At 60.7% G+C, this 14,093-nt stretch carries 18 protein-coding genes; 6 read left to right on the top strand and 12 right to left on the bottom strand.

The features are described from left to right. Positions 1 to 245: 245 nt before the first annotated feature. The 3 genes from fdxA to ACU8HS_RS09890 all read right to left on the bottom strand — a co-directional run bounded on the left by fdxA (position 246) and on the right by ACU8HS_RS09890 (position 4,276). Complete coding sequence (gene fdxA / locus ACU8HS_RS09900) at positions 246 to 584, bottom strand: ferredoxin FdxA (protein WP_112564521.1); 339 nt, start codon at positions 582 to 584, stop codon at positions 246 to 248. Positions 585 to 779: 195 nt separating this feature from the next. Further along, on the bottom strand, positions 780 to 1,184 hold the full coding sequence (locus ACU8HS_RS09895; RefSeq protein WP_112702699.1) for an RNA-binding S4 domain-containing protein: 405 nt from the start codon (positions 1,182 to 1,184) through the stop codon (positions 780 to 782). Positions 1,185 to 1,186: 2 nt separating this feature from the next. Continuing rightward, the gene (locus ACU8HS_RS09890; protein WP_447015822.1) at positions 1,187 to 4,276 is read right to left on the bottom strand and encodes a helicase-related protein; all 3,090 of its coding nucleotides are present in this window, start codon (positions 4,274 to 4,276) and stop codon (positions 1,187 to 1,189) included. An 859-nt stretch (positions 4,277 to 5,135) separates the two neighbouring features. On the opposite strand from ACU8HS_RS09890, the gene ACU8HS_RS09885 reads away from it, so the two are divergent. From ACU8HS_RS09885 to ACU8HS_RS09870, 4 genes are all read left to right on the top strand, one after another. Beyond that, positions 5,136 to 5,291: a DUF3309 family protein gene (locus ACU8HS_RS09885; protein WP_017962528.1), complete on the top strand. Its 156-nt coding sequence runs from the start codon at positions 5,136 to 5,138 to the stop codon at positions 5,289 to 5,291. Between the two features lie 25 nt (positions 5,292 to 5,316). After that, positions 5,317 to 5,571: a YMGG-like glycine zipper-containing protein gene (locus ACU8HS_RS09880; protein ID WP_112564357.1), complete on the top strand. Its 255-nt coding sequence runs from the start codon at positions 5,317 to 5,319 to the stop codon at positions 5,569 to 5,571. Between the two features lie 193 nt (positions 5,572 to 5,764). Further along, positions 5,765 to 5,911, top strand: a complete 147-nt coding sequence (locus ACU8HS_RS09875; protein ID WP_447015821.1) for a hypothetical protein — start codon at positions 5,765 to 5,767, stop codon at positions 5,909 to 5,911. A 67-nt stretch (positions 5,912 to 5,978) separates the two neighbouring features. Then, positions 5,979 to 6,104 (top strand): hypothetical protein, encoded by a 126-nt coding sequence (locus ACU8HS_RS09870; RefSeq protein ID WP_447015820.1) that lies wholly within the window; start codon positions 5,979 to 5,981, stop codon positions 6,102 to 6,104. Positions 6,105 to 6,106: 2 nt separating this feature from the next. Here ACU8HS_RS09870 and phbB read toward each other — a convergent pair whose 3' ends face one another. Next, positions 6,107 to 6,832, bottom strand: coding sequence for a beta-ketoacyl-ACP reductase (phbB, locus tag ACU8HS_RS09865; RefSeq protein ID WP_112564355.1), 726 nt, complete (start codon positions 6,830 to 6,832; stop codon positions 6,107 to 6,109). A gap of 67 nt (positions 6,833 to 6,899) precedes the next feature. After that, complete coding sequence (locus ACU8HS_RS09860) at positions 6,900 to 8,081, bottom strand: acetyl-CoA C-acetyltransferase (RefSeq protein WP_112756078.1); 1,182 nt, start codon at positions 8,079 to 8,081, stop codon at positions 6,900 to 6,902. Positions 8,082 to 8,314: 233 nt separating this feature from the next. On the opposite strand from ACU8HS_RS09860, the gene phaR reads away from it, so the two are divergent. Further along, a complete protein-coding gene (phaR, locus tag ACU8HS_RS09855; protein ID WP_112564351.1) occupies positions 8,315 to 8,887 on the top strand; it encodes a polyhydroxyalkanoate synthesis repressor PhaR in 573 nt (190 codons plus the stop codon). Here the strand turns inward: phaR and ACU8HS_RS09850 are convergent. From ACU8HS_RS09850 to mtgA, 5 genes are all read right to left on the bottom strand, one after another. After that, positions 8,882 to 9,289 carry a hypothetical protein gene (locus ACU8HS_RS09850; RefSeq protein ID WP_112564349.1) on the bottom strand — a complete coding sequence of 136 codons (408 nt, stop codon included), beginning with the start codon at positions 9,287 to 9,289 and terminating at the stop codon, positions 8,882 to 8,884. The two genes, phaR and ACU8HS_RS09850, sit on opposite strands and share 6 nt — an antisense overlap. Positions 9,290 to 9,432: 143 nt before the next feature. Further along, entirely contained in the window at positions 9,433 to 9,618 is a 186-nt protein-coding gene (gene rpmF, locus ACU8HS_RS09845; RefSeq protein ID WP_026186748.1) for a 50S ribosomal protein L32, read from the bottom strand. 156 nt (positions 9,619 to 9,774) lie between these two features. Next, positions 9,775 to 10,422: a glutathione S-transferase family protein gene (locus ACU8HS_RS09840; protein WP_447015819.1), complete on the bottom strand. Its 648-nt coding sequence runs from the start codon at positions 10,420 to 10,422 to the stop codon at positions 9,775 to 9,777. 11 nt (positions 10,423 to 10,433) lie between these two features. Continuing rightward, positions 10,434 to 11,156 (bottom strand): DUF1868 domain-containing protein, encoded by a 723-nt coding sequence (locus ACU8HS_RS09835; RefSeq protein ID WP_447015818.1) that lies wholly within the window; start codon positions 11,154 to 11,156, stop codon positions 10,434 to 10,436. Positions 11,157 to 11,252: 96 nt separating this feature from the next. Then, a complete protein-coding gene (mtgA, locus tag ACU8HS_RS09830) occupies positions 11,253 to 11,990 on the bottom strand; it encodes a monofunctional biosynthetic peptidoglycan transglycosylase (protein ID WP_112564344.1) in 738 nt (245 codons plus the stop codon). 134 nt (positions 11,991 to 12,124) lie between these two features. On the opposite strand from mtgA, the gene ACU8HS_RS09825 reads away from it, so the two are divergent. After that, on the top strand, positions 12,125 to 13,039 hold the full coding sequence (locus ACU8HS_RS09825; protein ID WP_112564342.1) for a polyprenyl synthetase family protein: 915 nt from the start codon (positions 12,125 to 12,127) through the stop codon (positions 13,037 to 13,039). A 57-nt stretch (positions 13,040 to 13,096) separates the two neighbouring features. Here the strand turns inward: ACU8HS_RS09825 and ACU8HS_RS09820 are convergent, their stop codons facing one another. Together ACU8HS_RS09820 and ACU8HS_RS09815 are read right to left on the bottom strand one after the other, a co-directional pair. Further along, positions 13,097 to 13,534 (bottom strand): DoxX family protein, encoded by a 438-nt coding sequence (locus ACU8HS_RS09820; protein ID WP_447015817.1) that lies wholly within the window; start codon positions 13,532 to 13,534, stop codon positions 13,097 to 13,099. A gap of 22 nt (positions 13,535 to 13,556) precedes the next feature. Beyond that, positions 13,557 to 14,042: a cupin domain-containing protein gene (locus ACU8HS_RS09815; RefSeq protein ID WP_447015816.1), complete on the bottom strand. Its 486-nt coding sequence runs from the start codon at positions 14,040 to 14,042 to the stop codon at positions 13,557 to 13,559. Between the last annotated feature and the right edge of the window lie 51 nt (positions 14,043 to 14,093).

The following is a 14,093-nucleotide window of genomic DNA, read 5'->3' as shown; positions in this document are numbered from 1 at the left end:
GCTCAAGTTATTGATATGTCACGGAAACCGCGTACGGATTTGTTCTACTTTCGTGATGGTTTTGGGCATGCGTCATGCCACAAATGGAACAGTGTGGTGAACGTATCACAAAAATATGAGGAAATCAATAATTTGCTGAACGTGAGTCATGTAGGCAACACATAGCCCCCATGTGACTCACGCGTAATTTGAAACGTTTAACCTACCGTTGAACCCGGTTTCAACGGCACGGCAAGCGGATATTTTCAATCGCCGCTGCCGGGCTTTTCCGAGAAGTATTTCTCGAATTTCCCGGTCTCGCCGTCCAGTTCCTTGGCCCCGGCCATCGGCTCTTTTTTCACCGTGATATTCGGCCAGATGCTGGCATATTCGGCATTGATCTTCAGCCACTTGTCGAGCCCCGGCTCGGTATCGGGCTTGATTGCCTCGGCAGGACATTCCGGCTCGCAAACGCCGCAGTCGATGCACTCATCGGGATGGATGACGAGGAAATTCTCGCCCTCGTAGAAACAGTCGACCGGGCAGACTTCGACACAATCGGTGTATTTGCAGCGGATGCAATTGTCGGTCACGACATAGGTCATGAAGAACTCCAGGATGTCCATGCGGGCGGGGTCGGGCAACCTGGAACGTCGCGCCTGTCCCCTGAGCCGGAGAGAAAGCGTGGACAGGCTTGGGAGGCAAGCACGCTACCCGGCAGGCTGCGTGTGACGTATCGGCTTTACAGCAGGATTTCAAGGACAAACGATCTCTGAAAGGCTGACGGCGGGAAGAGTTTTCTAATCCTCGTCCGACATCAGCCTGTCGATTGCACGGCGTTCCTTTTTCGTCGGCCTTCCGGAACCGCTAGCGCGAATGGCCTGCTCATAGGGGGTGAGACGTTTTGCCTCATCCGGGGGCGGCGACAGATCCTCGTAGAGCAGCTTCGCCTCCTCATAAGGTCCGCGCCGGTCGCCGGGCAGGCGGACGACAAGGACGACATCTCGCCGCTCCAGCGTCAGCTCGACACGGTCGCCCGCCTTGACCGTCTGGCTGGGCTGCGCGCAGCGCGTGCCGTTGATGCTGACGTGACCGGACTGGATATGGCTCTGCGCCAGCGAGCGCGACTTCACCATGCGGGCGAAAAACAGCCATTTGTCGATGCGCTGGCGCGAACCGCTTCCTGGCTGTGTTTCTTCGCCCATGGTTACTTCTTCATCTGCTCCTTGAGCGCAGCAAGCTTGGCGAAGGGAGAATCCGGATCGATCGGCTTCTCCTTGCGCGGCGGCTTGGCCTCGAAGCGCAGCGGCTGCGAATTGCCGCGGTTATTGTTGCGGTCGTTGCGATCGCCACGATCCTTGTTGCGGTCGCCGCGCTGCTCGTTGCGGTCATTGCGCGCATGTTGAGGACGCCCGCCGTCACGATTGCCGCCTTCGCGGTTGCCGCCGTCCCGGTTGCGGTTGTTGTTGCGGTTGCCGTCCCGGCTTTCGCCGCCTTCGCCGCCATGGCGGCGATTGTTGCGGTCTGCGCGGTCCTGCCCCTGGCCTTGTCCGCCACGGCGCTCGCCATGGCCGCGCGCCTGACGCTGGTTTTCGTTGCGTCCCCCGAGACGCCACAGGAGAACCGGCTTGGGCTCCGCAGCCTCGCCGGCCTCGGCCGAAGCTTCGGCAACTGCCGGCGCTTCCGCGGCCGCCGGCGCGGCTTCGACGGCGGGCGCCTCTTCCGAAGCACCGTCGGCGTCGTCATGGTCGGCCTTCTCAGCCGTTTCTTCGGCCGCAGGCTCGGCCGCAACCGCCGCCGGTGCGGATGCCGCATCCTGCGTCGCAAGGAATGCGGTCGCCTCTTCGGCCTTTACCGCGTCGGCACGGTAGCCGAGACCCTTGAGGATCTCTTCCATGTCTTCCAGTGTCGCGCCGAGAATGGACAGCATCGCCGTCGTCGTCGTGAAGCGGCGGCCGTCATAGGCGCCGTCCGGGCGCGTGCCCTGACCCGGCTTCCACTGCAGCAGCGGACGGATGAGGTCGGCAAGACGCTCGAGAATGTCGATGCGCACCGCGCGCTTGCCGAGGAAACGGAAGCCCGCGAGCTTGTAGAACATGCGCTCGAAGCTCGGATCGGTGACGACGGACGTGCGGCCGGCGGCCAGCACCGGGATGAGATCGCCATAGCCGGGCTTTTCGAGGCCGTCGTTCTTCAGCGCCCAGAGCAGGGTGATGAGTTCCGCCGGCGCCGGCTTGAGAAGCGCCGGTACGAAGATGTGATATGCGCCGAAGCGGATGCCGTAACGGCGCATGGAGGCGCGGGCATCCTGATCCAGGGACTTCACCTCTTCCGTCACGTCGCGGCGGAAGAGCACGCCGAGATTTTCCACGAGCTGGAAGGCGAGCCCCTTGGCAAGACCCTGCAGGTCCTCGGCGCGCGACAGGTCGTCCAGCGGCTTCAGTACCGTGCTGATATGGTGGTTGACGAACCGTTCGATACGGGCAGCGACATGATCGCGCGCATTGCCCGTGAGCTGCTCGTCGGCAAGCAGGATGACACGCGGCCGCATCACATGGTCGCTGCCGGAAAGACGGCCGACGGGATCGCCGAGCCAGCGCACCAGCCCATCCGAGCCGATCGCCAGATCGGCATTGCCTGCGGCATGCAGGCGCGCGGCGCGAGCTTCGAATTCGAGCGCGAGCGCCTTTTGCGACGCAGCCTGAACCGCCTTGGCGTCCGGCCCGTCCGTTCCCCCGACAGGCGTGAAACGGAACCCGGTCAACTGCCCCACATGATGTCCTTCAACGAAGACATCGCCATTCACACTGATTTCAGCTTCCAGCATCGCATTCTCTCTCAGGCGCTTCATGAGCACAGATGTCCTGCGATCAACAAAGCGTTTCGTCAACCTTTCATGTAACGCATCGGACAATCGATCTTCGATTTCCCGCGTCTTTTCCTGCCAGTGTGTCGGATCGGCAAGCCAGCCGGGCCGATTCGATACATAGGTCCAGGTTCTTATCTGCGCGATTCGCGCCGAAAGCGTGTCAATTTCCCCATCTGTCCGATCTGAGCGGTGAACTTGCTCCGCAAGAAATTGCTCGTTCACCGTGCCATAGCGCACCAGATCGGAAAAGAGGGTAGAGATAAGATCGGCATGTTGCGCAGGCGTTATGCGCCGATAGTCCGGCAGAGCGCAAGCCTCCCAGAGCTTTTCGACCCGTGCCGGCGTGTTAGCGAGATCAATGATTTCCGGATAGCGCGACAGGTGTTCGAGCGCCTGCTGGTCGACTGCCGGCAGCGCCCGCGTCAGGCCCGGCACGCGGGGGCCGGTCTCCAGGCTTGCCCGCAGGGATTGTATCGAGGAAAAATCGAGATCCTTGGTGCGCCACTGCAGAACCTTGATATTGTCGAACTCATGGCCCTCGATGCGCTGCACGAGCTCCTCGTCGAAGGGCGAGACCTGGCCGGTGACGCCAAAGGTACCGTCGCGCACGTGCCGGCCGGCACGGCCGGCGATCTGGCCGAGTTCGCCGGGATTGAGGTTGCGGAACTGGTAGCCGTCGAATTTCCGGTCCTGGGCGAAGGCCACATGGTCGACGTCGAGATTGAGGCCCATGCCGATCGCATCGGTCGCAACGAGATATTCGACATCGCCAGCCTGATAGAGCGCCACCTGCGCATTGCGGGTGCGCGGGCTGAGTGCGCCAAGCACGACGGCTGCCCCGCCGCGCTGGCGTCGGATCAGCTCCGCGATCGCGTAGACCTCGTCCGCCGAGAAGGCGACGATCGCCGAGCGCTGCGGCAGCCGGGTAATCTTTTTTTGCCCGGCATAAAGAAGGTGGGAAAGCCGCGGCCGCTCCGTAACCGTAATCCCCGGCAGGAGCTGCTGCAGGATCGGCCGCATGGTGGCAGCGCCAAGCAGAAGCGTCTCCTCGCGGCCGCGCAGATGCAGGATCCGGTCTGTAAAGATATGGCCGCGCTCGAGATCGCCCGCGAGCTGCACTTCATCGATTGCGACGAAGGCCGCCTTGGTCTCCCGCGGCATTGCTTCGACCGTGCACACCGAGAAACGCGCATTCGGCGGCGAGATCTTTTCTTCGCCTGTCACCAGCGCCACGTTCTGGGCACCGACCTTTTCGACCACCCGCGTATAGACCTCGCGCGCCAGCAGACGCAGCGGCAGGCCGATGACACCCGTGCCGTGCGCCACCATGCGTTCGATCGCATAATGGGTCTTGCCGGTATTGGTCGGCCCGAGCACCGCGGTCACGCCGCGCCCGCTCAGTATCATCGGCTGCGAAGTCAGGGTCATGGTCCATGCAAGTGAGGCGCGAACGCCCCGGGGTCAAGTCGGCTCCTGCGGGAGAGGCACAGAACACATGGACAGCCGAAGCACCAAACGCAAGGGCAGATTTGAAATAGACTTTGGATTGAGCGTGGAAGCCACAGTAGCTAAGTGCTTGATTTAAGATTCGGAACAGCTTGAGAACGAATCGGAGACGAATCGCTGACTCCCGCTGATTCAGCTTTTGTTCACGGCTAAGTATTGATTTTGAATCACTTTTTTACACTAGATGCTGAATCTGCCGATACGACCGAGAACAAATGCCGGCAACCGCGATTAACGCTTGTGGCATGCACCGCAGAAACGCAAGGTCAAGCCCAAAATTAACAGTTCGACCAAAGCCGGAACGAATCGGAGACGAATCGCTGATGTCGAGGTTTTCCCTTTTCGTTCACGGCGAGATCTTGTGAGCGCTGTGGTCTCTGATCCCAAGATACGGATTCCGATTTTGCTGCCGCCGTTCAAAGCCGTATGACCGCATTAATCTTTTACATGTCGAATTCACGATGCTTTAAGCCGGCCGCTGCCGGCAATTGGCTTAGGAGTCACCGCCGATCAAAGCCGGAACGAATCGCCGACGAATCAGAGACATCTTCATTTTCCGGCTTTGTTCGCTACAACATATTGTATTTAAATGGAATTTTAACCATAACAGGAAATGGTCGACATCGGTTTGCCGACCTGCTTTCCTCGAAACCGGCGAAATCCGGTTCTGTCATGGTGGCCGATAACGCCGGCGTGATATTCCGAGAGCTTAGCCGGGAACAAAAATCGCGGATGCGTGTTACTAGTCCAGTCGAAATGAGGATGAGGCAGGACAAACACCATGCTTGGCACGATACTTCTTATTATCCTTATTCTATTATTGATCGGCGCCTTGCCGAATTGGGGTTATAGCCGCGGATGGGGCTATGGACCTTCCGGAGGTTTGGGGTTAGTTCTCGTCATCATTATCATTCTTGTCCTGATGGGCCGAATTTAAAGGCCAGAACCTGGGGAGTTTAGACATGAAGAAGATTGTTCTTAGCTGCGCTCTCATCGGCGCTCTCGCGTCCTGCACACCGACGGAGCAGGGCACGGCGATCGGCGCCGGCACGGGCGCCATCATCGGCGGCGCTGTCACCAACAGCTGGGGCGGCGCGGCAGTCGGCGCAGTCGCTGGCGGCCTGACAGGCGCCCTGATCGGCCAGTCGGTCGAACGCCGCGGCTACTGCATCTATCGCGACCGCTACGGCCGCCGCTACGAAGCGCGTTGCCGCTAATCGGCATCGGCCCATCAGAAATTTTCAACGGGCGCTTCGGCGCCCGTTTTTCTTCCGCCTTTTCGTCGTCAACGCTGCGTTGACGATGGGTCGCCGAAGTCAAATCTAGCGCGTCGCCAGGGCCGGGCCCATATTCCTTCCGACATCGCAGGGACCGAGCACATGCCGCCCGCGAGCGCAAAGGAACGCTACCATGGCCCAGATTTTCCTCAATTCCGCCGTCGCGGTCCTGATCGCCTCGGCTTTTCTGACGACGGCAGTCGCTGCCTTCCGCAGCCGGGACCGCGCTATCCAGAAAGTGCCCGTCAGAGCCGGCAGGCGCCATCATCCAAACGCCTGACCTATCGACGAAACCGGAGCAGCGTGGCAGCTGCTATCCGAGCAGCCGTCCCCGGGGAGAAGCGAATATGAACAGGATCATCGCAATCGCTGCCCTCATCACCATCGCCCTTGCGGCCTATGGTGCGTCTGCCGGCCCCTATGACGGTACCGGCAGCTTCCCGAACAGCTATGCCCACAGCCAGAAGAAATAGGCTCAGACGAAGAACTGGCCGCCATTGGCCGTCAGCGTCGAACCGGTAATGAAACCGGCATCATCGGAAACGAGGAAGGTTACGCAGCGCGCGATCTCCTCGGGTTCGCCCAGGCGCCCGACCGGGATTTGCGGAATGATCTTCTCGTTGAGCACCTTTTCCGGCACCGCACGCACCATCTCCGTCCCGATATAACCGGGGCAGATGGCATTGACGGTGATGTTCTTGACGGCGCCTTCCTGGGCAAGCGCCTTGGTAAATCCAAGGTCGCCGGCTTTTGCGGCCGAATAGTTCACCTGCCCCATCTGACCCTTCTGGCCGTTGATGGAAGATATGTTGACGATACGGCCGAAGCTGCGGTCACGCATGCCGTTCCAGACATGGTGCGTCATGTTGAACAGGCCGGTGAGATTGGTGTTGATGACCTCGTGCCATTGCTGCGGCGTCATCTTGTGGAACATCGCGTCGCGCGTGATGCCGGCATTGTTGACGAGGATCTCGACCGGCCCGAGTTCGGCCTGGACTTTCGCTATGCCCTCGCCGCAGGCGTCGTAGTCGGAGACGTCCCACCTGAAGGCCGGAACACCGGTGGCATCGTGAAATGCTCTCGCCTTTTCCTCATTGCCGGCATAGTTGGCGGCCACTCGATAGCCGGCATTCTTGAGCGCCATCGAAATTGCCGCGCCAATGCCGCGCGTACCCCCAGTGACCAGAGCCACTCTGCTCATGTTCCGCTCCCCTTTTGTTGTCAGCCCGCTCTCGGGCGGGCCTCAAGAAACATGCATCGTACGCTATTTACATTGCTTCGAAGCACATCGCGACGCCCATGCCGCCGCCGATGCACAGAGTAGCCAACCCCTTCCTGGCGCCCCGGCGCTTCATCTCGAAGAGCAGGGTGTTGAGAATACGTGCTCCCGAAGCGCCGATCGGATGACCGATCGCAATCGCACCGCCGTTGACGTTGACGATATCGGGATTCCAGCCGAGATCCCTGTTGACGGCGCAGGACTGGGCCGCAAAGGCCTCGTTGGCTTCGACAAGGTCGAGATCGCCGACAGACCAGCCCGCCTTTTCCAGCGCCTTGCGGGAAGCCGGGATCGGGCCTGTGCCCATGACCTGCGGGTCGACGCCGGCCGTTGCCCAGGAAACGATGCGGGCAAGCGGCTGGATACCGCGGCGCGAAGCTTCCGCCTCGCTCATCAGCACGGCGGCGGCGGCGCCGTCGTTGAGACCGGAGGCATTCGCGGCGGTCACCGTGCCATCCTTGTCGAAAGCGGGCCGCAGCTTGGCCATGGCCTCCAGCGTCGCGCCGTGGCGAATATACTCGTCGGCATCGACGGTCACGTCACCCTTGCGAGTCTGAATGACGAAGGGAACGATTTCATCCTTGAAGCGGCCGGCTTTCTGCGCGGCTTCGGCCTTGTTCTGCGAGCCGACGGCGAACTGGTCCTGGTCGTCACGGGAAAGCTGCCATTGCCGCGCGATATTTTCCGCGGTGATGCCCATGTGGTAGCCGTAGAAGGCGTCGGTCAGGCCGTCCTTGATCATGGTGTCGATCATTTTCATGTCGCCCATCTTCACGCCGCCGCGCAAATGCGCTGCATGCGGCGCCATCGACATGGATTCCTGGCCGCCGGCGACGATGATCTTCGCATCGCCAAGCGCGATCTGCTGCATGCCAAGCGCAACGGCGCGCAGGCCCGAGCCGCACAGCTGATTGACGCCCCAGGCAGTCGCCTCCTTGGGAATTCCGGCCTTCATCGCCGCCTGGCGGGCCGGGTTCTGGCCTTCGCCAGCCTGCAGAACCTGGCCGAGAATGACCTCATCGACCTCTTCAGGGGAAACACCAGCTCGCTCCAGCGCGCCCTTGACGGCGGCGGCACCAAGCTCGTGAGCGGGAACGGCACCGAAAGCACCGTTGAAGGAACCGACAGCGGTACGCGCTGCGCTGGCGATGACGACGGATGAACTGCTCATGGGTGGTTTCCTCGTTTCTCATCACACATATAAGTCGAAACTGACAAAGCTGCAGGCCCAAGTCAAATGCCAAGACGGCGGGGGCACATTGTTGCAGCGCGCCAGAATGAATTTGCTCGTAAAGGAAAGGGCTTGCCGCATCGCACAAAGAGATTGTCACCACCCTTCTTTTGCGTCTACAGTCGCAACCGGAGGAGTATCCATACAATCAGACGGGGTTCGGGAGACTGATAATGGCAAAGACCGAAGGTCAAATCGTCATCAAAAAATATGCCAATCGCCGCCTCTATAATACAGGCACCAGCACCTACGTGACGCTGGAAGACCTGGCGGAGATGGTGAAGAAGGGGGAGGACTTTGTCGTCCAGGACGCAAAGAGCGGCGACGACATCACGCATTCGGTATTGACCCAGATTATTTTCGAGCAGGAATCGAAGACCGGCAACACCTTGCTTCCGATCTCCTTTCTCCGCCAGCTCATCACCTATTACGGCGACCAGATGCAGATGGTCGTTCCGAGCTTTCTCGAACATTCCATGCGCGCCTTCACCGAACAGCAGGCACAGATCCGCGAGCAGGTGAACCGCGCCTTCGGCGAAACGCCGCTCGGCAAGAACCTGCAGCTTCCCATGCAGATGGTCGAGGATCAGGTCCGCCGCAACACCGAAATGTTCCAGCAGGCCATGCAGATGTTCTCGCCCTTCATGACGCCGCCGCCCAAGGAAACGCGCAAGGCGGAGGCCAAGGATATCGACGAGCTGAAGGAACAGCTTCGCGCGCTGCAGAACAAGCTCGACAGCCTATAGGCCGATCGAGACGTCGCGGCCGGCGCTGCGGATCGACACCGCAAAGCCGCCGATCACGTCGATCAGCGCAATGGTCATCAGAATGAAGAAGACCTGGGTCGCCGCATCCTGGACGAGCAGAAACTCGACCAGGAAGGCGATGAAGACCAGCATCGACAGCATGTGATTGACGAGGTTGCCGGAACCGTTCCGGGTTGCCTTCAATATTTCGAAGAAGAGCACGACGAGCGCCACGACGATGAAGAGGTCGCCGAGCGCCATGCTCCAGATCGCACCCGAGAGCATCGACAGCACGATAACGTCGTGCTGGAGCGCGGGAATACCGCCGCCGCCCAACAGGCCCAACATCGCCAGATTGTAAAGAATAAAAGGTATAACCATCAGCGGTATTACGGTCATCATGCGGCCTGATCTCCCTGAACTGTCGGGAATACTGCCCGACATCACCGCCGCACTTCAAGACACCGAAGGTTATAATATCCTGAAAAGAAAAGGCCGGCGTCGAGCCGGCCTTTAAAACTTCATCGGACAAGCCGCATAAGGAATTATGCGTTTTCCTTCGGCGTCAGAACCTGACGGCCACGGTACATACCGGTCTTCAGATCGATATGATGCGGGCGACGCAGTTCGCCGGAGTTCTTGTCTTCGACATAGGTCGGAGCCTTCAGTGCATCAGCCGAACGGCGCATACCGCGCTTGGACGGGCTTGTTTTTCTCTTCGGTACAGCCATTTCTCTTACTCCACTTGCGGGCAAAACATCTCCACGGCCAGACTGGCGGCCGAAACGGACATGTCGCGATTTCGGAAATTTTGCGCGCTTATACATGCAAGGCGCGGTCTTGACCAGTCCCCAGATGTATTTTTTGCGATGCCGCTGATTCCCCGTTCAGACCTCGTCTTCCGGCACAATCCACGGCTCGGCATGCGCGGCCTCTTCCCATTTCCGCCAGGCCGGGTGCGCCTTCATCGTATCCATATAGGCCAGGATATCGGCGCTGCCGACGAGATCGTAGACATCGAAGCGGTTGACGACGGGGGCAAACATCGCATCCACGCCGCTGAAGGCACCGAACAGGAATGGCCCGCCGGATGCCTGCAGCAGGTCGCGCCAGATCGTTTCGATCCTGATGACATCGGCCGAAACGCCGTCCGGCAGCGCAATCCTGCCCTTCGGCCGGCGGATATTCATCGGGCAGGCGCTGCGCAGCGCCCGGAAGCTCGACATCATCTCCATGCAAACCGACCGCGCAAGCGCCCGACCGGCACGGTCCTCCGGCAGCAATCCGGCTTCAGGAAAAAGCTCCGCCGCGTATTCGATGATGGCGAAGGATTCCCAGATCTTCAGTCCGCCATGCTGCAGCAAGGGCACATGGCCGCTCGGCGATACGGCCTTGATGTTGGGATTGCCGTTTGGATAATCGAAGGGGATCAGCACCTCTTCGAAATCGATGCCGACGCCGGTCAGCGCCATCCATGGCCGGAAGGACCAGGAAGAATAGTTCTTGTTGGCGATATAAAGCGTCAGCTTGTCCATGTGATTTCCTGTCAGGGTTCGAAATCGAAAATCAGCAGTTCGTGGAAATGGTTCATGTCCTCGAACACGCAGAAGGCCGGGGGCATCAGCTCGAATACCGGAGCCTCCCGGCGGATATCCTCCGTCACCTCGTCGAGCATGGCCTGCCAGCGCGGCAGCGCCTCGTCTTCCAGTCGCTCGATCGCGTAGGCGAAGGTCATGTGGAACTTGTGGTCGTCGTGGTTGGGCTGACGATAACCCAGAAGATCGGCAAACGCATCCCGCCAGGCGCGCATCACCTTGCGGTCTGCCGCCGTTGCCCCTTCGACGAGCAGGCCGGTCGGCCGTCCATTGACGACGGCGACCTTGAAAGGCTCGAACACCGAGAACCCTTCGAGCCGCGCCGCCATAAGCTCGGTCATGTCGTCGATCGGCGTTTCCAGCGGAATGTCGCCGGGCCAGAAATTCTCCGCACGGCGGCCCTCGATAACGCCCTCGAAAAGCGTCATGTGGAGGCTTGTGATCGGCGTGAAGAGAAACTGCGGCGCTTCTGGCATCGCCAGATACTTTTCGCGCGCCGCGATCAGCGTCCGTTGTGTCTGCGAGCCCTTTACCGGGTGGCAGACGATCGTGTTGCCCTGCTCCGGCAGGAAGCCGCCGACCTTGCGGTAGCGCGTGCCCAGATGCGCCGGCGGATGGGGATTATGGGTCCTGGAATATTGAAGAAGTTCAGGGGAAAGTATCGTTGACGTCATGGGCGACTCAGGGCTTCCGTTGGTGCTGCTTTCGCCCTTATGGCAGGACCAAGAATGTCAGATGACGCTTGCCGCTTCCAACGACAAGTTCTGATATCAATCATAGATGCATTTGATGTAATCGCCCGAACCTTGAGCCCGTCGCTCGATCACGCCCGCCAGCCGCCGCAGACCCCGCCCGGGTTTCCCGGCATTGCGGTCGATGGGATTCGGCAGGGAAACCGCCAGAAGCGATGCCTGCCGGCGGGTGAGCTTGGCGGCCGGCACCTTGAAGTGATACTGCGCCGCGGCCTCGATGCCGTAAATGCCGGGACCCCACTCGGCGATATTGAGGTAGATCTCCATCAGCCGCCGCTTCGACCAGACGAAATCGGAGGCAACCGCGAGCGGCAGTTCCAACCCCTTGCGGATGAAGGAGCGGCTGTTCCAAAGGAAGAGGTTCTTCGCCGTCTGCATGGGGATCGTGCTGCCGCCACGCGTTTCCTGGCCCTGCAGCGTATCTTCGACCAGCATGCGCATCTCGCCCCAGTCGACGCCGCCGTGGAAACAATATTGGCCGTCCTCCGACATCATCACTGATTGGACGAGAACAGGCGCGACATCGTCGATCGACACCCACTGCCGGTCATAACCGCGCAGGAGCACGAGATCCCGCAACATCAGCGTCGAAACCGGATGGATGAAGGGCAGAAGATAGAGGAAGATCAGGACGTAAGGCAAAAGCAGCACGGCCAGCACGGCAAGAACGATGCGCTTCAGCACCTGGCGGTCTCCAAACCAGCGCCGGCGAACCGGCGCCTCGGCGCTCTCCTCTGTCTCCGGCGCTATATCCAATGTCCCAGTCCGTTTTCGCCCTCGCCGTTGTCATACCGCCTGAAAACCCGCATTGCCAGAGCACAGCTGAAATCTTGGCGCGGTGATCGACAATTCCGTTGCCAGCAGCCGTTCCGTCGTGCCAAAGAGCGCGCATGGACGCCAAAAGGGAAACATTCGAGACACGGTTGAAAAGCGGCGCTGCCGAGGTCGAGGCGCTGCTTGACCAGTTGCTGTCTGCGGCGGTCCTGTCCGACGAGATCGCCCGTCCGGATCTCCTGCGCGGCGCCATGCATTATGCCGTGCTCAACGGCGGCAAGCGCCTGCGACCCTTCCTTGTCGTGGAAAGTGCGGCCCTTCTCGGCGGCAACAGGCAGGCGGCCTTGCGTGTCGGAGCGGCCCTCGAATGCATTCATTGTTATTCGCTCGTTCACGACGACCTTCCGGCGATGGACGATGACGATCTGCGGCGCGGCAAGCCGACCGTGCATATCCAGTTCGACGAGGCGACCGCGATCCTCGCCGGCGACAGCCTCCTGACCTACGCTTTCGATGTCATTGCCGCGCCCGAAACGGACCTGCCGGACCGGGCCAAGACGGAACTCGTGCTGGCGCTCGCCCGTGCTGCCGGCCTCGGCGGCATGGCCGGCGGCCAGGCGCTCGATCTCGCGGCGGAAAAACAGGCGCCCGACGAGGCCGGCATCATCCGCCTGCAGGCCATGAAGACGGGGGCGCTGATCCGCTTTGCCTGCGAGGCCGGCGCCATCGTCGCCGGCGCTTCCGCAGACGACCGGCAGCGCCTGCGCCGTTTCGGCGAGAAGATCGGCCTCGCCTTCCAGCTTGCCGACGATATCCTCGACCTGACCTCGGACATCAAGACGATGGGCAAGGCAACCGGCAAGGACGCTGCCCGCGGCAAGGGAACACTGGTGGCGCTGCACGGGATGGAATGGGCTGAAAAACAGTTGCGCCGGCATGTCGAGGATGCGGAAACTTTGCTTTCCCCCTATGGCGAACATGCCGCGGCGCTGGTTGCCACGGCCCGTTTCATCGCCGAACGAAAAAGCTGACGCAACAGAAGAGGCGCCGCTTGCGCGACGCCCTCTCCCTGCCCCACCCATTGCCTGTCAGGCGCGTGCGAAATGCCCCGTTTCTTTCGCGGGTGAGGACTGCCGCATCAGGATCGCCACGACCACGAGGCCGCCGATCACGCTCAGATGCTCGACCGCAAATATCATCTCGAGAAACGCCGCCTCGCCGCTCATGCCCCAGAAGGCGTTAGCGATCGGAATGGTCAGCACGGTGAAGACGCCGAGGGCGCCGGCCCCGAGCCAGACGTAGCGCCCTGATATGACCAGCGCCGATCCGACGAGCTGCACGAAGATGACGGCAAGCGCGACCGGCGCTGCCGGCGAAAGCCCGTAGCGCTCCATCTCGGCAAGTGCCGTGTTGAAGTCGAAAAGCTTGGCAAGCCCGCTCGACCAGAACATCAGGGTCAGGAGAATGCGGGCGAAAAGCCTGGTGATGGCAGATGCCAGCAGCCGGTTGATGAAATCGGGTGTCATGATCGCTCCCCTTCGATGATGCTCAGCCCATGGGCGGAAGCGGAATGTCGATGCCGAACCTGGCGGCCGTCTCGACGATCTTGCCGACATCGGGAACACCCATCGGCGGGAAGGTCGTCGTTCCCGGCGCGAGCGGATCGCCGACGGCCACGAAGAATTCCTCGTGCAGGTCGCCGGGGAAATTGATCAGCAGCATGCGCGACGGCTTGTTGTCGATATTGCGGAAACTGTGCATGACGCCCGGCGAGACATGAACGAAATCGCCCGGGCCGCAATGCTTCGTCTCGTCGCCGACGATGATCTCGTAGCGACCTTCGAGAACCAGAAAGGCTTCCTGATCGGTCTGCGTATGCGGCGGCGGGCCGGCATTCGGCGCGGTATAGACTTCGATCACGGTAAAGCTGCCTTGCGTATCCGCATAGCGGGCGCGGAAGGTGAGGATGTTGCCGAGGAAGTGGACGGTCATCGGTGCCGCTGCGCCCGTCTTGAAGGAAGGTGTGGAATTCATTTGCCTTGTGCTCCAGATAGTTTGTGATACACTCAACTCTTAATGAGACTA

This window comes from Rhizobium sp. KDH_Rht_773_N, assembly GCF_052946295.1.
This window is presented reverse-complemented; position numbering and strand designations above follow the sequence as displayed.